Consider the following 17,295-nt stretch of genomic DNA (forward strand, 5'->3'; position numbering starts at 1 on the left):
GGCGGCCCCACCCCGCGCCGACGCCCGAGCCCGGACGGTCAGCGGAAGGCGCCCTCCCCGGTGAGGGCCTTGCCGATGACCAGGGTGTGCACCTCGCTGGTGCCCTCGTACGTCAGCACCGACTCCAGGTTGTTGGCGTGCCGCAGCACCGGGTACTCCAGCGTGACGCCGTTCGCGCCCAGGATGGTGCGGCACTGGCGGGCGATGTCGATGGCCTCCCGCACGTTGTTGAGCTTGCCCACGCTGACCTGCTCGGGCGCGAGGTGGCCGGCGTCCTTCAGGCGGCCCAGGTGCAGGGCGAGGAGCATGCCCTTGCCGAGTTCGAGGGCCATGTCGGCGAGCTTCGCCTGGGTGAGCTGGTACGAGGCGAGGGAGCGGGCGAAGACCGTGCGGTCCCGGGCGTACGCGATGGCGGTCTCCAGGCAGTCCCGGGCGGCGCCGATCGCGCCGAAGACGATGCCGAACCGGGCCTCGTTGAGGCAGCCGAGCGGGCCGGACAGGCCGCGGGCCTGGGGGAGTTGCGCGTCGGCGGGCAGCCGGACGTCGTCGAGGACCAGTTCGCTGGTGACGCTGGCCCGCAGGGAGAGCTTGCGCTTGATCTCGGGGGCGGTGAAGCCGGGGGTGCCCGCGGGGACCAGGAAGCCGCGGACGCCCTCGTCGGTGCGGGCCCACACGACGGCGATGTCGGCCACCGAGCCGTTGGTGATCCACATCTTGGTGCCGTTGAGCACCCAGTCGGAGCCGTCGCGCCGGGCGGTGGTGCGCATGGAGCCGGGGTCGGAGCCCGCGTCGGGCTCGGTGAGGCCGAAGCAGCCGATCTTCTCGCCGGCCGCCATGCCCGGCAGCCACTCCTGCTTCTGCTCCTCGGAGCCGTACTTCCAGATCGCGTACATCGCGAGGGAGCCCTGGACGGACACCAGGCTGCGCAGGCCGGAGTCGACGGCTTCCAACTCCAGGCAGGCCAGGCCGTAGGACACGGCGCTGGTGCCCGCGCAGCCGTAGCCCGTCAGGTGCATGCCGAGCACGCCGGTCTTGCCGAGGCGGCGGGCGAGGTCGCGGGCGGGGATGGCGCCCTGCTCGAACCACTCGGCGACGTGCGGGCGCAGCTCGCGGTCGCCCACGGCCCGCACGGTGTCGCGGATCGCGCGCTCCTCGTCGGTGAGCAGGCCGTCGATGGCGAGCAGGTCGAAGGGGTGGACGGGCGACGACGTCATTCCGGGCCTCCGGGCTGGGCCGGCCTCGCGCGGGTGGCGGGCGGTGGGGGTGGCGGGCGGTCGGGGTGAGTGGTGAGGGGGTGCGTAGACGGCCCCTCGGGTGGATGATGGATATTGGATCCAAAATCCAGTATCCAGTATTGATTATCCGCCGCCCTCCTGCATAGGTTCCCAGCAGAGCCAGCGAAGATCCCCGGGGGCGGTGTCCGAGGGGCGGCGGAGGGAGAAGCCGGATGCGACCCGACCAGCCGGACCCGGACGGCACCGGCCTGACCCCCGGCGCCCTGTCCGGCGTCGTCGTCGCCGACTTCAGCCGGGTGCTGGCGGGCCCGTACATGACCATGCTGCTGGCCGACCTCGGCGCCGACGTCATCAAGATAGAGCGGCCCGGGACCGGCGACGACACCCGCTCCTGGGGCCCGCCCTTCGTCTCCGGCGAGGCCACGTACTTCCTCGGCGTCAACCGCAACAAGCGCTCCATCGCCCTCGACCTGCGCGACGAGCGCGACCGGGCCACCGCCCGCGCGATCGTCGCCCGCGCCGACGTGCTGGTGGAGAACTTCCGGCCCGGCACCATGGACCGCCTCGGGTTCGGGTACGAGGAGCTGCGCGCGGACCACCCCGGCCTGGTCTACTGCTCGATCACCGGCTTCGGCGCCGTCGAGGGCGCCCGCCTGCCCGGCTACGACCTGCTCGCCCAGGCCACGGGCGGGCTGATGAGCATGACCGGCGAGCCGGGCGGCCAGGGCACCAAGACCGGGGTCGCGGTGGTCGACGTGATCACCGGCCTGCACGCGGGCCTCGGCGTGCTCGCCGCGCTGCGCCACCGCGAGCGCACCGGTGAGGGCCAGCGGGTGGAGGTCGCGCTGCTGACCTCGCTGCTGTCCGCGCTCACCAACCAGTCGGCGGGCTACCTGGGCGCCGGGATGGTGCCGCGCGCGATGGGCAACGGGCACCCCAGCATCGTTCCGTACGAGGTGCTGGACGCCGCCGACCGGCCGCTGGCGCTCGCGGTGGGCAACGACCGGCAGTTCCGGGCGCTGGCCGGACAGCTGGGCCGCCCGGAGCTGGCCGACGACCCCCGCTACGCCACCAACGCCGCCCGCGTCGCCCACCGCGCCGAACTCCTGGAGGTGCTGTCCGCACTGCTGGCGGAGCGGACCGCCGACGAGTGGTTCCACGAGCTGTCCGCGGCCGGGGTGCCCTGCGGCCCGATCAACGACATCGCCGGGGCCTTCGACTTCGCCGACCGGCTCGGCCTCGACCCCCGGGTCACCGTCCACGACCCCCGCCGCCCGGCGCCGTCCGAGCAGGTCGCCCACCCCGTCCGGCTGAGCGCCACCCCGCCCGCCTACCGCACCGCGCCGCCGCGGCTCGGCGAGGACACCGAGGCCGTACTCGCCGAACTCGGCCTGCCCGCCGCCGATCCGTCCGGATTCCCCTATCCGACTGAAGGCGCCGGACCGCGGGAACGCGCCGAACCGGCCGAACGTGACGACGGTACGGGCCGGGCCGGTGCGTCCGACGCCCCCACGTAGGAAGATGACCCAGTCGGCCCCGCACGCCGGGCCCGGCCGAGGCAAGACAAGAGAGGTGGCAGGAGATGGGCAGCGCTGCGGCGAGGCGGCGGCCACCGACCGCTCAGCAGTTCGTCCTGGGCGAGCTGCGGCGCGCCATCACCAGCGGGGAGCTGCGGCCGGGCGCGCCGATCCGGCAGGTGGCGCTGGCCGAGCGGCTGACCGTCAGCCGGGTGCCGTTGCGCGAGGCGCTGAAGATGCTGGAGGCCGAGGGTTTGGTCGCCCACCACGCGCACCGCGGCTACTTCGTCACCGAGCTGTCCCTGGCCGACCTGCGGGAGATCTACCGCATCCGGCAGCTGCTGGAGGAGGAGGCGGTGCGCGCGGCGTTCGCCCGTATGGCCGACGACGCCGGGCTCCGCGCCACGCTGCTGCGCGCGATGGAGGCGGCCCAGGCGGAGGTCGAACAGGCCGCCCGTGCGGAGGACATCCCGGCCATGACCGCCGCCAACCGCCGCTTCCACTTCTCGCTCATCGAGGCGTCCGGGCTGCCCCGGCTGGTCCGGCTGATCGGCACGCTGTGGGACACCACGGACGCCTACCGGTCGCTGTACTACGTCGAGTCCGACAACCGCGAGCGCGTCGTCCACGAACACCGCGAGGTGATCGACGCGCTGGAGTTCGGCGTCGCGGACGCCGCCGTGCGCTGGCTCGACCGGCACCGCGACCACGCGGTGGACCGGCTGCGCGAGATCATCGGCCCCGAACCCCCGGCATGACCGCCCCGGGGCCCACTCCCGCCCCCTTCGCCGCCCCCGCCTCCTTCGCCGCTCCCGCTCCCGGCCGCCGCGCCGCGCTCCGCCTGGCCGCCGCCCTCCCGCCGCTGGCCGCGCTGGCCGCCGCCCAGGGCTGCGCGGACGGCTCCGGGCCGGACGGCGAGCGGCGGCTCACGCTGGCGAGCGGGCCGGCGGGCGGGCCGTTCGCGCGGTTCGGCGAGCGGCTGGCGCGGGAGGTGGACCGGCGCGCGAACGGCCTGTCCGTACGGGTCCTGCACACCTCCGCGAGTGTGGCGAACCTGCGCCTGCTCGGCACCGGTGCCGCCCACCTCGGCCTCTCCCTCGGCGACAGCGCCGCGGACGCGGCCGCGGGCCGCGGCGGCTTCCCCGCCCCGCTGCCGGTCACGGCGCTGGCGCGGATCTACCTCAACTACACCCTCCTGGTGGTGCTCGCGGCCTCCCGCGTCCGCCGGGTGACGGACCTGGCGGGCCGCCGGGTCGCGGTCGGGGCGGAGGGCTCGGGGACCGCGGTCGTCGCCGGCCGGGTGCTGGCCGAGGCGGGCCTGGCGCGGCCGGTACGGGCCCTGCGGCTGGGCCTGGACGAGTCCGCGGAGGCGCTGCGGCGCGGCGAGGTGGACGCCATTTTCTGGTGCGGCACCATCCCCACGGCCGCCATCTCCCGGCTGGCCGCGCGCACGCCGGTGCGCCTGGTGCCGCTGGAGGGCTTCGCCCGCGCGCTGCGCAGACGGTACGGGCCGCCGTACGTCGCGGTGTCGGTGGCCGCGCGCACCTACCGGCTGCCCAGCGAGGTGCCCACGGTCGGCGTGCCCAGCTACCTGGTGGCGCGCCGCGACCTGCCCGCGCGGGTGGCGTACACGGTCACGCGCGTGATGTTCGACGCCCGCGACCGGCTGCCCGGGCCGGAGGTGCCGGGCGGCTACCTGGACCAGCGGTACGCGATCGGCACCGGCACGGTCCCGCTGCACCCGGGCGCGGTCCGCTACTACCGGGCCACGTACGGCTGACCGGCGGCCCGTACGGCGCCACCCCGTACGGCGGCCGCGCCCCGACCGGGACGCCCCGGAACGCCCGGAGGCCCGGCACGCCGGAAAGCTCAGCGCCCACCGTCCGCCGAATCCCCCAGCGGCAGGCGGAGTTCGACGACGAGGCCGTGCGGCTCGGCGGGCAGCAGGGCGAGGGTGCCGCCGGCGGCCCGGGCCAGCTCGTCGGCGATGGCCAGGCCGAGTCCGCTGCCCTCGGTGTTGGAGTGGCGAGGAGAGCGCCAGAACCGGCCGCGGGCGGCGGCGCGCTCGTCCGGCGCCAGGCCGGGGCCGTCGTCGGCCACGCGTAGCACGGCCTCGCCGCCCGCGCGGGACAGCGTGACGCCCACGTGCCCGCCGCGCGGCACGAACTTGACGGCGTTGTCGAGCGCGATATCCGCTATCCGGCCGACTGTATCCAATATACAAAATACCGTCAGCCGCTCCGGCAGCCCCGCCGCCAGCTCCACCCCGCCCGCCGCCGCCACCTCCGCCCACGCCTCCAGCCGAGGCCGCAACTCCCCCACCACGTCCACCGGTCCGGCCGCGACCTGCGCCGCCGACTCGATCCGGGCCAGCGCCAGCAGGTCGTCCAGCAGGGCGCCGAGCCGGTCGATCTCCTCCAGTGCCCGTGCGTACTCCTCGGAGTCGGGGGACCTCAGTTCCGGTTGCAGGTTTTCCAGCCGAAGCGACAGGACCGCGAGCGGCGTGCGCAGTTCGTGGGAGGCGTCGGCGACGAAGGCGCGCTGCCGGTCGAGGGCGGCGGCGACCACGTCGGCCATGGCGTTGAACCGCTGCTCCAGGCGGCGCAGTTCGGACGGCCCGCGCCCGCTGACCGGCGCCCGCGCGTGCAATTGCCCGGCGGCCAGCGCCTCGGTCGCCGCGTCCAGTTCGGCGACGGGCCGCAGCGTCCAGCGGGCGAGGGCGCGCGCGGCGAACGCCGCACCGGCGAACGCGGCCGCCGCGCCCGCCCCCAGCGCGAGCCAGACCAGGGCGATGTCCCGGCGGGCCGCGCGGGTCGGGGCCACCAGCAGCACCGTGCCGATCACCTGGGCGTCCCGCCCGGCGGGTTCGGCCACCACCGCGTGCCGCGGCCCGAACGGCGTGACCAGCGGCAGGCGCGCGGTGGTGCGCCCCGCCAGCGCCCGGCGCACCTCGGCCGCCGCCCGCCGCCCGCCGAGGTGGCCGCCGGCCGTGACCAGCACGGACCCGGCGCCGTCGCGGACCTGGAGACCGGCGCCGTAGAGCGTGGCGTAGCGCAGGGCCTCGGCGGCGAGGTCGGAGGTCCCGGCGGCCGCCGACGCACCGAGCCCCGGCGGATCAGCGCCCCCGCCCGCCCCCGCGCCCCCGTCCCCGTCCCCGCCCTCCGCCGGCTCCCCCTCCCGCACCGCCTGGTCCGTCAGCTCGGCGAACCGGGTGGCGTCCGCGCGCCGGTCGAGCAGCAGCTCGTTCGTGCGCTTCTGGGCGTACGCGAGGCCCAGCGGCACGGCGAGCGCGAGCAGCAGGGCGCCGATCAGGACCAGGTACGTCAGGTACAGGCGGCGGCGCATCAGCGCCCGTCGCCCAGCCGGTAGCCGGTGCCGCGCAGGGTCAGGACCAGCCCCGGCCGACCGGTCTTGGCGCGGATCTGCGCGATATGCACGTCCAGCGAGCGGGAGACGGCCAGGTAGGCGTCGCCCCACACCGCGTCCAGGATCTCCTCCCGGCCGCGCACCGCGCCCGGGTCGCGGGCCAGCAGCGCCAGCACGTCGAACTCGCGCCGGGTCAGCGCCACCGGCCGCCCGGCGACGGTCACCTCGCGCGTGCGCAGATCGATCGCCACGTCCCCGACCCGTACGGCGTCGGCCGCGCCCGTACCGGCGTCGGGCCGGGCACGCGCGCGGCGGGCGACGGCGTCCATACGGGCCAGCAGTTCGGCGATCCGGAAGGGTTTGACGAGGTAGTCGTCGGCGCCGGACCGCAGGCCCTGGAGGACGGTCCCCTCGTCCGCGCGGGCGGTCACCACGATGACCGGCAGGTCGGACACCCGCCGCAGCCGCCGCAGCAGTTCCAGGCCGTCGAGGTCGGGCAGGCCGAGGTCGAGGAGCACGAAGTCGACGCCGGTCTTCAGCCGCAGCGCGTCGTCGGCGCGGGTGGCGCGCCGCACCGGGTGGCCGCGCAGGGCCAGGGCCCTGGCCAGGACGTCGGCCAGCCGGTCGTCGTCCTCGACCAGCAGCACCCGCATGCGCCCTCCCCGCCCTCCCCGGTCCTGCCCGGCCCTGCCCGGCGCGCGCCCGCACCGACCCCGGCTCCCGGCCCCGGCCACCGACCCCCGGCCCCCGGCCACCGGGGACAGGGGCTCACGTCCGCGCGGCCCGCTCCCGCTCCTGTGCCCCGGCCGCCGGGCCCGCGGCGGCCTCGCCCGGCTCCCGCGCACCGGGCGTCTCCGGCGCGGCGGTCCGCGAGAGGGCCACGTGCCGAGTCTCCCGCATGGTCAGGTAGACGACCAGGGACACGGCGGCGCAGCCGGACACGTACCAGTAGTAGCCCGACTCGATGCCGCCCTTCTTGAACCACAGGGCGACGTACTCCGCCGTACCGCCGAACACGGCCAGCGCGCACGCGTACGGCAGCGCGACGCCCAGCCCGCGTACGTGGGTGGGGAACAGCTCGGCCTTCACGACGGCGTTGATCGAGGTGTAGCCGGTGACGACGACAAGACCGGTCAGCATCAGCAGGAACGCGGCCCCGAAGCCGGACACGTGCCCGAGCGCGGTCATCAGCGGCACGCTGCCGAACGTCGCGCCGAAGCCGAAGGCGATCAGCAGCGGGCGGCGGCCGATGCGGTCCGACAGCAGCCCGCCGAGCGGTTGCAGCAGCATGAAGACCGCCAGCGCGCAGAAGCTGACCAGGGTGGCGTCCTCCTTGCTCATCCCCGCCGTGTTGTGAAGATATTTGGTCAGATAGGTTGTGTACGTGTAATAGGCGACAGTCCCGCCCATGGTCAGGGCGAGCACCAGCACCAGCTCCCGGCGGTACGGGGCCAGGGCGCGCAGCGTGCCCCGCTCGGCCGCGGGCGTACCCGAAGCGGCGGTCTCCGCCTCGTACACCTCGGTCTCCAGCAGGTTGCGCCGCAGGTAGAACACGCAGGCGGCGCCCGCCGCGCCCACCAGGAACGGGATCCGCCAGCCCCAGGAGTCCAGCGCGTGCTCCGACATCGTGTGCTGGAGGATCAGCTGGAGGCCCAGCCCGCACAGCTGGCCGAGCGTCATCGACACGTACTGGAAGCTGGAGGAGAACCCGCGGCGGCCCGGGGCCGAGGCCTCGGTGAGGTAGGTGGCGCTGGCCGCGTACTCGCCGCCCACGGAGACGCCCTGGAGCATCCGGGCGAGCAGCAGCACGACCGCGCCGAAGTAGCCGACCTGCCCGTACGTCGGGGCGACGGCGATCATCAGGGCGCTGCCGGACATGAGGGTGACGGTCGTGGTGAGCGCCGCCTTGCGGCCCTTACGGTCGCTCAGCCGCCCCAGCAGCCAGCCGCCGACCGGGCGCATGAGGAAGCCGACGGCGAAGATGCCCATGGTGTTGAGCAGCTGGGCGGTGGGGTTGCCCTTGGGGAAGAAGGCGGAGGCGAAGTAGACGGCGAAGCTGGAGTAGACGAACCAGTCGTACCACTCGACCAGATTGCCGATCGAACCCCCGATCAGCGCCTTCCAGGGGTTGCGCGCGGGCGCCGCCTGGGCGGGCGCCGCCTGGGTGGGCGCGCCGGGCGCGGGGCCGGAGTGCGGCGTGGAGGTCACCGGGCGTCTCCTCGGGGATCGGGGACGGGAGCGGGGCGGACACGGAGCCGGACGGAAGGCTCCGTGTCACTCCCTGTTATCGCAGACTCACCGTGGCGGGAGTTCCCGACAAGCGGGAGGTTTGAGATCTAACCTCCGCTTAACGTTGACGCGCTGTGGCCCCCGTCGGCGAACCGCGCCGTGCCCCGCCCGCTCAGCCCCCGTCCCCTCGCCCGCCCAGCCGCCGCAGGGCGAGCAGCCCGCCGACTCCCGGGACGGCGGCGCGCCGGCGGGCGGCCGTGGAGGCGGTGGCGGACGCGGTGGCCGCGATGGTGGCGAGGTAGGCGGCGCCGTGCAGCGGCCCGACGAGCGTGCTGACGGCCCGCGCGTGCACGGTGGCGAGGTTGAGCAGCAGGACAATGAGGGAGACGGCCTCGACGGCGGCGGCGATCCGCAGCGTACGCACCGGGTTCACGCTCCCGTGGTCGAGCCGGGCCGGACGATCATCAGGACCACGACGACCGCCCACAGCAGGTTGAAGACGCCGGTGAGCATGCTGAGCCGGGCCGCCGCCCGGCCGGGCTGCCCGTCCCCGGCGAGCAGCAGCCGCTGCCGGGGCAGGATCGCCAGCGCGAGGACGCCCGCGGCGGCCGCGGTCAGCGCGACGGACGCCACCAGCCACGCGTCGGTGAGCACGCCGAGCTGCGCCCCGGTGGCGACGCCGAAGGCGGGGACGGCCACGCCGACGACGGCGTAGCCGCGGCATATCCGGTGCAGCAGCGCGGCCGTGGCGTCCGCCGCCTCCCCGCCGGGGGCCCGCTCGCGCGTGGCGCAGCGGGGGAAGAGCGAGGCGGCCACGGCGATCGGCCTGGCCGCCCTCACCCTCACCGCGACCTCGGCCCTGGCCACCCAGTGGCCCCTGACGGCCCTGGCGGCCGCGCTGGCGGCGATGTCGCACGTGGCGGTGGCGTCGTCGGCCCGCGCGTGCCGCCAGTGCGCGCGGCTGCCGGTCGGGTAGCCGCCGCCGGGCCCGTCCGGAAGGCCCCGGGCCGTCACTCGCAGGCGACGCCGTCGCTGTCGCGGTCGAGGTGCCCGGCGTAGCCCGGTTCGCCGCGGTAGAGGGGTGCCGCGCCCGCCGCGCGGGCCTCCGAGCAGTTGGAGTAGTACGCGGAGCCGCCGCCCGAGCCGGAGCCGCCGCTGTCCGATCCGCTGTCGTCGCTGACGTCGGCGTCGCTCTCGGCGGGAGCCGGGGCCGGGGCGGTGACGGTCACGGTCTTCGTGGCCGTCACGGTCACGGTCGGCGCCGGCTTCGGCGCGGCGGTGACGGTCGCGGTCGCGGTCACCGTGACGGTCGGGGCGGGCCGGGGAGCCGCCGACGTCTTCGAGTCGTCGGAGCCGTCGGCCGCGCCGGCGCCGATGCCCAGGCCGAAGGCGAGGGCGACGACGGGCAGGACGTAGCGCTTGCGCGCCCACTTGGGGGCGGGGCGGGGTATGACCGGCGGATTGTTCGGTACGTTCATAATCAACTCTTTGATGACGATGTGCGGATGAGACGACCGTAGTGTTCTTGTGAACTCCGTGAAGGTCGCGCGCGATTGATGTGACAGATTCGTGACCACGTGATCGACTCCAGCCCGATCCACCCCGCCGCCCGCGCGCCCCGAGTCCTTACGGGTCCGTGACGTGCCCGCCGGAAGCGGCGTCCGCCGCCCGCGCGGGGCCCTAGCGTCGGCCGCATGCGGGTACTGGTCACCGGAGGCGCGGGCTTCATCGGCTCGCACGTCGTCAACGCCCTGCGCACGCGCGGGCACGAGCCGGTCGTGCTGGACGCCCTGCTCCCCAGCGCGCACCACGAGCCGCCACCGCCGCCGGACGCGGAGTGCATCCACGCGGACGTGCGGGACGCGGACGCGGTGCGGCGGGCGCTGCGCGGCGTGGACGCGGTCAGCCACCAGGCCGCCATGGTCGGGCTCGGCAAGGGCTTCGCCGACGCCTCCGCGTACGTGAGCTGCAACGACCTGGGGACGGCCGTCCTGCTCGCCGCCATGGCCGAGGCCCGGATCGGGCGGCTGGTGCTCGCCGGGTCGATGGTCGTGTACGGGGAGGGGCGCTACGACTGCCCGCGCCACGGCACCGTACGGCCCGGCCCGCGCGCGGTCGGCGACCTGCGGGCAGGCCGGTTCGAGCCGCGCTGCCCGCGCTGCGGCGCGGCGCTGACGCCGGGCCTGGTCGGCGAGGACGCCCCGGCCGACCCGCGCAACGTGTACGCGACGACCAAGCTCGCCCAGGAGCACCTGGCCGCCGCCTGGGCGCGCGCCACCGGCGGCCGGGCCCTCTCGCTGCGCTACCACAACGTGTACGGGCCCGGGATGCCGCGCGACACCCCGTACGCGGGCGTGGCCGCGCTGTTCCGCTCGGCGCTGGCCCGGGGCGAGGCGCCGCGCGTCTTCGAGGACGGCGGCCAGCGGCGGGACTTCGTGCACGTACGCGACGTGGCCGCCGCCAACGCCGTAGCCCTGGAGGCCCTGGAGGCCCTGGAGGCCGCGGCGGCCGGGACGGCGACGGAGCCCGGGCCGAACGCGGGCCCCACGGCGTCCGGTAAGCCCGAAGCGCCCGCCGAGCGCGCGGAGTCGGCGGAGCGCCCGGCACTCGGCGGGTCCCCGCGCCCGCCCGCGCCGCCCGGCACCCTCACCGCCTACAACACCGGCAGCGGCCAGGCGCACACCGTCGGCGAGATGGCGGCCGCCCTCGCCGCGGCCCACGGCGGCCCGCCCCCGCTGGTCACCGGCGAGTACCGGCTCGGGGACGTACGGCACGTCACCGCCGACTCCGGCCGGCTGCGGGCGGAGCTGGGCTGGAAGCCGGAGACGGGTTTCGCGGAGGGGATGGCCGAGTTCGCGGTCAGCGGGCTGCGGGGAGCGTGACCTGGAAGCGGCAGCCGCCCGCCACGTTCGCCACGTCCGTGCGGCCCGCGTGGGCCTCCACGATGCCGCGCACGATGGCCAGGCCCAGCCCCGCGCCCGCGGCGAGGCCCTGGCCGGCGCCGGCCGGCGGGGTACGGGCCCGGGTGCCGCGCCAGCCGGTGTCGAACACGCGCGGCAGGTCGTCCTCGGGGATGCCGCCGCAGCCGTCGGTGACCGACAGCACGACGGTGTCCGCGCGGCGTTCGGCGGCGACGGCGACCGTGCCGTCGGCGGGCGTGTGCCGGATCGCGTTCACCAGGAGGTTCGCCAGGACGCGCGTCATCTCCTTGCCGTCCACCTCGACCGGCACGGCCTCGACCCGCCCGTCCACCAGCCGCACACCGTGCTCCCGCGCGAGCGGGCGGGCGCCGGCCAGCGCGTCCCCCACCAGGTCGTACACCGACACCCGCGCCGGGCTCAGCGTCAGGGCGCCGGCGTGGATGCGGGACAGCTCGAAGAGGTCGCCGACCATGGCGTTGAGCCGGTCCACCTCGGTGCGCATCTGCCGGTGGTAGCGGGCCGGGTCGCCCACGACCCCGTCCTCCAGCGCCTCGGACATGGCCCGCAGCCCGGCGAGCGGCGTGCGCAGGTCGTGCGAGATCCAGGCGACGAGCTCGCGGCGGGAGTCCTCCAGGGCCCGCTCCCGCTCCCGGGACGCGGCCAGCCGCGCGCCCGCGGCGGCCAGCTCGCGGCTGAGGGCGGCCAGTTCGGCGGGGGCCGGTCGGCCGGGCGGACGGAACGCGCCGCCGTCGCCGAAGTCGCGGGCGGCGAGTGCGAGTTCGCGGCAGTTCAGCACGACGCGGCGGGCGAGCAGCAGCGCGGTGGGCAGCGACACGACCGCGGCCATCGCGACCACGGTCGTGACCACGGTCAGGTCGTGGGAGGACAGGAACATCGCCCACGCCACGGCGAGCGTGCCCGCGAGCATCGCCCCGACCGCCACGGCGGCCACCACGGCCAGCGAGGCCGCGACCGACCGCCGCCTGAGCATCCGCAGCGCGCCCGCCCCCAGCAGCCCGGCGGCGGCCGCGCCCGCGAACGCGTACCCGGCGATCAGCAGCGGGTCGCGCACGCTCACACCGCCTCGCCGGCCACGGGGCCGAAGCGGTAGCCCGCGCCCCACACGGTCTCGATGAGCCGGGGGCGCGCGGGGTCGTCCTCGATCTTGCCGCGCAGCCGCCGCACGTGGACGGTCACGGTCGACAGGTCGCCGAACTCCCAGCCCCACACCTCCCGCATCAGCCGCTCCCGGTCCCAGACCCGCCCGGGGTGGCGCAGGAAGAACGCCAGCAGGTCGAACTCCCGCAGGGTCAGCGCCACCTCCCGCCCGTCCTTGGTGGCCCGCCGGGCCGCCGGGTCCACCTCCAGGCCGGCGGCGCGCAGCACCGGCCCCGGCCGCGGGGCGGGCACCGCGCGGCGCAGCACGGACTCCACGCGCAGCACCAGCTCGCGCGGGCTGAACGGCTTGGTCACGTAGTCGTCCGCGCCCAGCTCCAAGCCGAGGACGCGGTCCTCCTCGTCGCTGCGCGCGGTCAGCATGATCACGGGTACGGGGCCGATTCCGCGCAGCTCGCGGCACACCTGGAGGCCGTCCATGCCGGGCAGCATGAGGTCGAGCACGACCAGGTCGGGGCGCCGGTCCCGGGCCGCGGCGAGGGCGGCCGGGCCGTCGGCGGCCCGGCGCACCGCGAAGCCGCCGCGCTCCAGGTATCCGGCGACCACCTCGGAGACGGTCGGGTCGTCGTCGACGATGAGGACGTGTCGCATGCGTCCAGCGTCGCACCGGGGCGGCGCCCGGGGCGCGGCCCGGGGCGGGACGGGCGGCGATGTCCGCGTTTCGTAAGGAGTTCGCAGGCCCGTACGGCCGGTCCGGCTTCGTACGGTGAGGGCCGTGACCGACTCGACAACGCGCACGGCTCAGACGGCCCGGACGGCTCAGACGGCCCGGACGGCACCGGCGACGGACCGGAAGGGGTCCCCGGGCGCCCCGGGGCCCGATCGAGGAACGGCGCCCGGAACCCCGCCCCCGGCAGCCTCGCCCCCGTCCCCCGCACCACGCGCGTGCCCCTCCTCCGCCTCCCCGTCCCCGGTGGACGTCGTCCTGCCCTGCCTGGACGAGGCCGGGGCGCTGCCCTGGGTGCTGGCGCGGATTCCGGCCGGCTGGCGGGCGATCGTCGTGGACAACGGCTCGGCCGACGGCTCCCCGGACCTCGCCCGCGCCCTCGGCGCCACCGTGGTGACCGAGCCGCGGCGCGGGTTCGGCGCCGCCTGCCACGCGGGGCTGCTGGCGGCCACGGCGGAGATCGTCTGCTTCTGCGACTGCGACGCCTCGCTCGACCCCGGGCTGCTGGTCCCGTTCGCCGCCCAGGTGGCCGCGGGCGAGGCGGACCTGGTGCTCGGCCGCCGACGCCCGCGGGCGCGCGGCGCCTGGCCCCCGCACGCCCGCGCGGGGAACGCGGCCCTGACCCGGATGCTGCGCCGCCGCACCGGCCTGCGCCTGCGCGACCTGGGCCCGATGCGGGCCGCCCGCCGCGAGGCGCTGCTCTCGCTCGGCCTCACCGACCGGCGCAGCGGCTACCCCCTCCAGATGGTGGTACGGGCGGCCGACGCCGGCTGGCGGGTGGCCGAGCGGGACGTTCCGTACCTGCCGCGTACGGGCCGGTCGAAGGTCACCGGCACCTGGCGGGGCACCTGGCAGGCGGTGCGGGACATGCGCGGGGTGCTCGCGGAGCCGCCGCGGGCGGTGGTGCCGCGCGCGGACGGGCCGCGCGTGTCGGCACAGCGGGTGGACGGGCAGCGCGTGGCGGCGGACGACGGCGCGCGCGGCCCGTCCGCACCCGACCGGAAGCCGGCACCGGGCGCCGAGCCGGCACCGGGCGCCGAGCCCGCACCGGCCCGAAAGCCCGCACCCGCCCCCGGCCAGGAGCCGGCCCCCAGCGACCGGCCCGCCTCCAGCCACCGGCCCGCGACCGTACGCCCTCCCGTACCCGACCGCCGCCCCGCGCGGGACGGCGATTCCGCCCCCGGAGGCCGGGCCCGGTGAGCACCCTGCTGGTCATCGCCAAGGAACCGGTGCCGGGCCGGGTCAAGACCCGGCTGTGCCCGCCGTTCACGCCGTGGGAGGCCGCCCGGCTGGCGGAGGCGGCGCTCGCCGACACCCTGCGGGCCGTCCTCGACACCCCGGCCGACCACCGGGTCCTGGCCCTCGCGGGCGCTCCCGGCCCCTGGCTGCCGCCCGGTTTCACGGTGCTGCCGCAGGGCCCGGGCGGGCTGGACGAGCGGCTGGCCGCGGCGTTCGCGGAGTGCGCCGGGCCGACGCTGCTGATCGGCATGGACACCCCGCAGGTGACCCCCGCACTGCTCGCCTCCGGGCTGGACTTCGGCGGCTGCGACGCGTGGTTCGGCCCGGCCGCCGACGGCGGGTTCTGGGCTCTGGGGCTCAAGGCCCCCGACCCGGAACTGCTGCGCGGCGTGCCCATGTCCGTACCCGAGACAGGGGCGGTGCAGCGGCGCCGGCTGCTGGACGCCGGTCTCGCCGTGCGGGACCTGCCGGTGCTGCGGGACGTCGACACCGCCGCCGACGCGCGGGAGGTGGCCGGCCTGGCGCGCGGCGGCCGTTTCGCCGCCGCGCACGCCGCGCTGGCCCGGGTCGCCGCCAGATGAGCGCGCCGAGGACCGCCGGACCGGCGGAGCGGCCGGACCGCCGGTTGGCTGGAGATGCCGCACGGGCCTGGCGGGGAGCCGACCCGTACGCCGCCGCCCTGCGCACCGGCCGCGGCCCGCTCTTCCTGCGGCGCGGCGACGGCTGGCTGCTGCCGCTGGAGGTGGAGCGCTGGTGCGCGGCGCCCGACAGCGCCGACGCCACGGTGCTCGCCCGCTGCCAGGGGCCGGTGCTCGACGTGGGCTGCGGGCCCGGGCGCCTGGTGGCGGCCCTGGCGGCGCTCGGCCGCCCCGCGCTGGGCGTCGACGTGAGCCAGGAGGCGGTCGACCGCACGCTGCGGGAGGGCGGAGCCGCCCTGTGCCGCTCGGTGTTCGACCCGCTGCCGGGCGAGGGCCGGTGGGGCGCCGTCCTGCTGGTCGACGGGAACATCGGCATCGGCGGTGACCCGGCGGCCCTGCTGGCGCGCGCGGCCCGACTCGCCGCCCCCGGCGGCACGGCCATCGTGGAGACCGCGGTCACGGAGGTCGACGAGCGCGTCGAGGTGCGGGTGGTCGACGGCCGGGGCGCGCGCGGCGCCGCCTTCCCCTGGGCCCGGGTCGGCACCCGCGCCCTGCTCGGGTACGCGGCGGCAGCGGGCTGGGCGGCGGCCGACCGGTGGCGGGCGGGGGAGCGCCGGTTCGTTCAGCTGCGCCGCCGCTGACGGACCGCCCGTACCGCCGCGCGCGTGACGCCGAGAAGAACGGCCAGAACCGCCACGGCCGCGAGCGCCAGCAGCCAATTGGATACATAATCCAAAGGCAGCACCGAGGAGTTGGCGCGGGCGCCGGGCCGCAGCAGCACCGGCAGCGCCACCAGCGTCAGCGACCCCCCGACGACCAGCGCCCCCCGCACCAGCCCCCGCCCGCCGCCCAGGCCGCCCGCCAGGCCGCCGCCCTGACCGCCCGCTTCACCGCCGCCCAGGCCGCCCGTCCGGCCCAGCAGCAGCCCCAGCCCCAGCACCAGCGGGGCGAGCACCGCGTCGTGCAGCACCACGGCCCCGCCCAGCCACACCGCCACGTCCCGCACGCTGCCCGTACCGGCGACCAGCCACGCACCGACCCCCATCGACACGGCGCCGAGCGCGCCGACCCCGAACCGGACCATCACAGCACCTCCAGCCGACTGACCCACTTGGTCTGGAGCACCCCGGGCCGGTTCGGCGCGATGATCCGCGCCGGATAGCCGTGGTCGGGGGACAGGACGTGCCCGTTCAGCCGCAGCGCGAGCAGCGTCAGCGGGTCACGCGCGTACGAACGGCCCAGCTCCGTCACCCGGTAGGCGCCGCGCCGCTCCAGCGACACCACCCGCACCCGCGCCCCGGGCGGCGCCCCGGCCCGCTCCAGCAGGTCCCGGATCCGTACGCCCGACCAGTGGGCCGACACGCTCCACCCCTCCACGCACGCGATCGGCAGCCGCGCCTCGTGCTGCGGCCACCCGCCCAGCTCGGCCAGGCTCAGCTCGTACGGCACCGGGCCGTCGACCGTCAGCCGCCAGTCCCCCTCCCGCACGGACGCCACGCCCGCGGCCGCCGCCGTCCGGTTGACCGGCACGCCCAGCGCGCCGTGGTCCGGGTGGCGCGGGGCCAGCAGGTCCAGGCGCCGCAGCGGGGTGAACGACTGGCCCGCGGTGGCCAGCGTGACCGCCCCGGCCGCCGCCGCGACCCCGGCCAGCAGCGAGCGCCGGTCCGGCTCGTCGGCGGCCGGAAGCCGGACCGTCCCCGCCGACCGCCGCCCCCAGTGCGCCCGTATCTCCGGCCACTTGACGGCCAGGTGCAGCAGCAGCGCCCCGACCAACAGCCAGCCGACGGCGTAGTGCACGGGCACGAAGGCGAACGGCCACGGATACCACTGCACGATGTTCAGCAGCCCGCTGAACAGCTCGAACACCGCGCCCCCGACCAGCACCGCCACCGAGACACGCTCCCACGCGTGCGCCACGGACCGCACCGGCGGCCACGCGAACAGCCGCGGGTAGACGGCCCACAGCTTCGCCAGCAGCAGCGGCACGGCGGCCGTGCCGCTGGCGACGTGCAGGCCCTGGGTGAACCGGTAGCCCCACACCGGCCGCGTCGGCAGCGCGTCCGCGACCGGGTGCGGCGGGTGCTGGAGCACGTGGCTGACCAGCCCGGTGACGAAGCAGACCACGACGGCCAGGCCCAGCCACCGGCCGATGGACGTCGCGGTCCGGGCGTCGTGCAGACGGCCGCGGAACGGAAGCAGCGAGGTCGGACCAGGAGATTCCATGCGCCCCATGACACCGCGCGGAACCCCGCCGCAGGGCCCGCGAAGTCCTTACGAAACGCGGACGCCGGGCCCCGGCGCGGCCCG

At 76.7% G+C, this 17,295-nt stretch carries 17 protein-coding genes and 1 pseudogene; 7 read left to right on the forward strand and 11 right to left on the reverse strand.

Features of this window, described 5'->3' with window-relative positions; translation table 11 throughout:
• Positions 1-38: 38 nt before the first annotated feature.
• On the reverse strand, positions 39-1,214 hold the full coding sequence (locus RKE29_RS01650) for an acyl-CoA dehydrogenase family protein (RefSeq protein WP_312003163.1): 1,176 nt from the start codon (positions 1,212-1,214) through the stop codon (positions 39-41).
• 233 nt (positions 1,215-1,447) lie between these two features.
• Between RKE29_RS01650 and RKE29_RS01655 the strand changes: the two genes are divergently transcribed.
• From RKE29_RS01655 to RKE29_RS01665, 3 genes are all read left to right on the forward strand, one after another.
• The gene (locus RKE29_RS01655) at positions 1,448-2,752 is read left to right on the forward strand and encodes a CoA transferase (RefSeq protein WP_312003164.1); all 1,305 of its coding nucleotides are present in this window, start codon (positions 1,448-1,450) and stop codon (positions 2,750-2,752) included.
• 65 nt (positions 2,753-2,817) lie between these two features.
• Positions 2,818-3,510 (forward strand): GntR family transcriptional regulator, encoded by a 693-nt coding sequence (locus RKE29_RS01660; protein ID WP_312003165.1) that lies wholly within the window; start codon positions 2,818-2,820, stop codon positions 3,508-3,510.
• On the forward strand, positions 3,507-4,532 hold the full coding sequence (locus tag RKE29_RS01665; protein ID WP_312003166.1) for a TAXI family TRAP transporter solute-binding subunit: 1,026 nt from the start codon (positions 3,507-3,509) through the stop codon (positions 4,530-4,532). The genes RKE29_RS01660 and RKE29_RS01665 overlap by 4 nt, the downstream gene beginning before the upstream one ends.
• 89 nt (positions 4,533-4,621) lie before the next feature.
• Here the strand turns inward: RKE29_RS01665 and RKE29_RS01670 are convergent, their stop codons facing one another.
• The 6 genes from RKE29_RS01670 to RKE29_RS01695 form a co-directional block, all read right to left on the reverse strand.
• Positions 4,622-6,097 carry a HAMP domain-containing sensor histidine kinase gene (locus RKE29_RS01670; RefSeq protein WP_312003167.1) on the reverse strand — a complete coding sequence of 492 codons (1,476 nt, stop codon included), beginning with the start codon at positions 6,095-6,097 and terminating at the stop codon, positions 4,622-4,624.
• Entirely contained in the window at positions 6,097-6,771 is a 675-nt protein-coding gene (locus RKE29_RS01675) for a response regulator transcription factor (RefSeq protein ID WP_312003168.1), read from the reverse strand. The genes RKE29_RS01670 and RKE29_RS01675 overlap by 1 nt, the downstream gene beginning before the upstream one ends.
• A gap of 115 nt (positions 6,772-6,886) precedes the next feature.
• Positions 6,887-8,233, reverse strand: coding sequence for an MFS transporter (locus RKE29_RS01680; protein ID WP_312003199.1), 1,347 nt, complete (start codon positions 8,231-8,233; stop codon positions 6,887-6,889).
• Positions 8,234-8,519: 286 nt separating this feature from the next.
• Positions 8,520-8,771 (reverse strand): DUF3817 domain-containing protein, encoded by a 252-nt coding sequence (locus tag RKE29_RS01685; RefSeq protein ID WP_312003200.1) that lies wholly within the window; start codon positions 8,769-8,771, stop codon positions 8,520-8,522.
• Positions 8,772-8,776: 5 nt separating this feature from the next.
• On the reverse strand, positions 8,777-9,214 hold the full coding sequence (locus tag RKE29_RS01690) for a hypothetical protein (RefSeq protein WP_312003201.1): 438 nt from the start codon (positions 9,212-9,214) through the stop codon (positions 8,777-8,779).
• Between the two features lie 143 nt (positions 9,215-9,357).
• Positions 9,358-9,825, reverse strand: coding sequence for an excalibur calcium-binding domain-containing protein (locus RKE29_RS01695; protein ID WP_312003169.1), 468 nt, complete (start codon positions 9,823-9,825; stop codon positions 9,358-9,360).
• 216 nt (positions 9,826-10,041) lie between these two features.
• Between RKE29_RS01695 and RKE29_RS01700 the strand changes: the two genes are divergently transcribed.
• The gene (locus RKE29_RS01700) at positions 10,042-11,229 is read left to right on the forward strand and encodes an NAD-dependent epimerase/dehydratase family protein (RefSeq protein WP_312003170.1); all 1,188 of its coding nucleotides are present in this window, start codon (positions 10,042-10,044) and stop codon (positions 11,227-11,229) included.
• Here RKE29_RS01700 and RKE29_RS01705 read toward each other — a convergent pair.
• Positions 11,207-12,340, reverse strand: a complete 1,134-nt coding sequence (locus RKE29_RS01705; protein ID WP_312003202.1) for a HAMP domain-containing sensor histidine kinase — start codon at positions 12,338-12,340, stop codon at positions 11,207-11,209. The genes RKE29_RS01700 and RKE29_RS01705 overlap by 23 nt on opposite strands.
• A 2-nt stretch (positions 12,341-12,342) precedes the next feature.
• On the reverse strand, positions 12,343-13,035 hold the full coding sequence (locus RKE29_RS01710; protein WP_312003171.1) for a response regulator transcription factor: 693 nt from the start codon (positions 13,033-13,035) through the stop codon (positions 12,343-12,345).
• A gap of 322 nt (positions 13,036-13,357) precedes the next feature.
• Here RKE29_RS01710 and RKE29_RS01715 point away from each other — a divergent pair.
• The 3 genes and pseudogenes from RKE29_RS01715 to RKE29_RS01725 form a co-directional block, all read left to right on the forward strand.
• Positions 13,358-14,005: pseudogene (locus RKE29_RS01715) on the forward strand (glycosyltransferase family 2 protein); the annotation flags it as partial.
• A 302-nt stretch (positions 14,006-14,307) separates the two neighbouring features.
• Positions 14,308-14,931: a DUF2064 domain-containing protein gene (locus RKE29_RS01720; protein ID WP_312003172.1), complete on the forward strand. Its 624-nt coding sequence runs from the start codon at positions 14,308-14,310 to the stop codon at positions 14,929-14,931.
• Entirely contained in the window at positions 14,928-15,629 is a 702-nt protein-coding gene (locus RKE29_RS01725; RefSeq protein WP_312003173.1) for a class I SAM-dependent methyltransferase, read from the forward strand. Before RKE29_RS01720 ends, RKE29_RS01725 begins: the two co-directional genes overlap by 4 nt.
• On the opposite strand, the gene RKE29_RS01730 is transcribed toward RKE29_RS01725, so the two are convergent.
• Both RKE29_RS01730 and RKE29_RS01735 read right to left on the reverse strand, forming a co-directional pair.
• On the reverse strand, positions 15,611-16,072 hold the full coding sequence (locus RKE29_RS01730; RefSeq protein ID WP_312003174.1) for a hypothetical protein: 462 nt from the start codon (positions 16,070-16,072) through the stop codon (positions 15,611-15,613). The genes RKE29_RS01725 and RKE29_RS01730 overlap by 19 nt on opposite strands.
• On the reverse strand, positions 16,072-17,211 hold the full coding sequence (locus RKE29_RS01735; protein ID WP_312003175.1) for a molybdopterin-dependent oxidoreductase: 1,140 nt from the start codon (positions 17,209-17,211) through the stop codon (positions 16,072-16,074). Before RKE29_RS01735 ends, RKE29_RS01730 begins: the two co-directional genes overlap by 1 nt.
• Positions 17,212-17,295 lie beyond the last annotated feature (84 nt).

Source organism: Streptomyces sp. B1866 (assembly GCF_031932565.1).
Lineage (GTDB): Bacteria > Actinomycetota > Actinomycetes > Streptomycetales > Streptomycetaceae > Streptomyces.

Bases quoted from the DNA above. Each gene is read 5' to 3' on its own strand.
- RKE29_RS01650 (WP_312003163.1), bottom strand. From the start codon at position 1,214: ATGACGTCGTCGCCCGTCCACCCCTTCGACCTGCTCGCCATCGACGGC.
- RKE29_RS01655 (WP_312003164.1), top strand. From the start codon at position 1,448: ATGCGACCCGACCAGCCGGACCCGGACGGCACCGGCCTGACCCCCGGC.
- RKE29_RS01660 (WP_312003165.1), top strand. From the start codon at position 2,818: ATGGGCAGCGCTGCGGCGAGGCGGCGGCCACCGACCGCTCAGCAGTTC.
- RKE29_RS01665 (WP_312003166.1), top strand. From the start codon at position 3,507: ATGACCGCCCCGGGGCCCACTCCCGCCCCCTTCGCCGCCCCCGCCTCC.
- RKE29_RS01670 (WP_312003167.1), bottom strand. From the start codon at position 6,097: ATGCGCCGCCGCCTGTACCTGACGTACCTGGTCCTGATCGGCGCCCTG.
- RKE29_RS01675 (WP_312003168.1), bottom strand. From the start codon at position 6,771: ATGCGGGTGCTGCTGGTCGAGGACGACGACCGGCTGGCCGACGTCCTG.
- RKE29_RS01695 (WP_312003169.1), bottom strand. From the start codon at position 9,825: ATGAACGTACCGAACAATCCGCCGGTCATACCCCGCCCCGCCCCCAAG.
- RKE29_RS01700 (WP_312003170.1), top strand. From the start codon at position 10,042: ATGCGGGTACTGGTCACCGGAGGCGCGGGCTTCATCGGCTCGCACGTC.
- RKE29_RS01710 (WP_312003171.1), bottom strand. From the start codon at position 13,035: ATGCGACACGTCCTCATCGTCGACGACGACCCGACCGTCTCCGAGGTG.
- RKE29_RS01725 (WP_312003173.1), top strand. From the start codon at position 14,928: ATGAGCGCGCCGAGGACCGCCGGACCGGCGGAGCGGCCGGACCGCCGG.
- RKE29_RS01730 (WP_312003174.1), bottom strand. From the start codon at position 16,072: ATGGTCCGGTTCGGGGTCGGCGCGCTCGGCGCCGTGTCGATGGGGGTC.
- RKE29_RS01735 (WP_312003175.1), bottom strand. From the start codon at position 17,211: ATGGAATCTCCTGGTCCGACCTCGCTGCTTCCGTTCCGCGGCCGTCTG.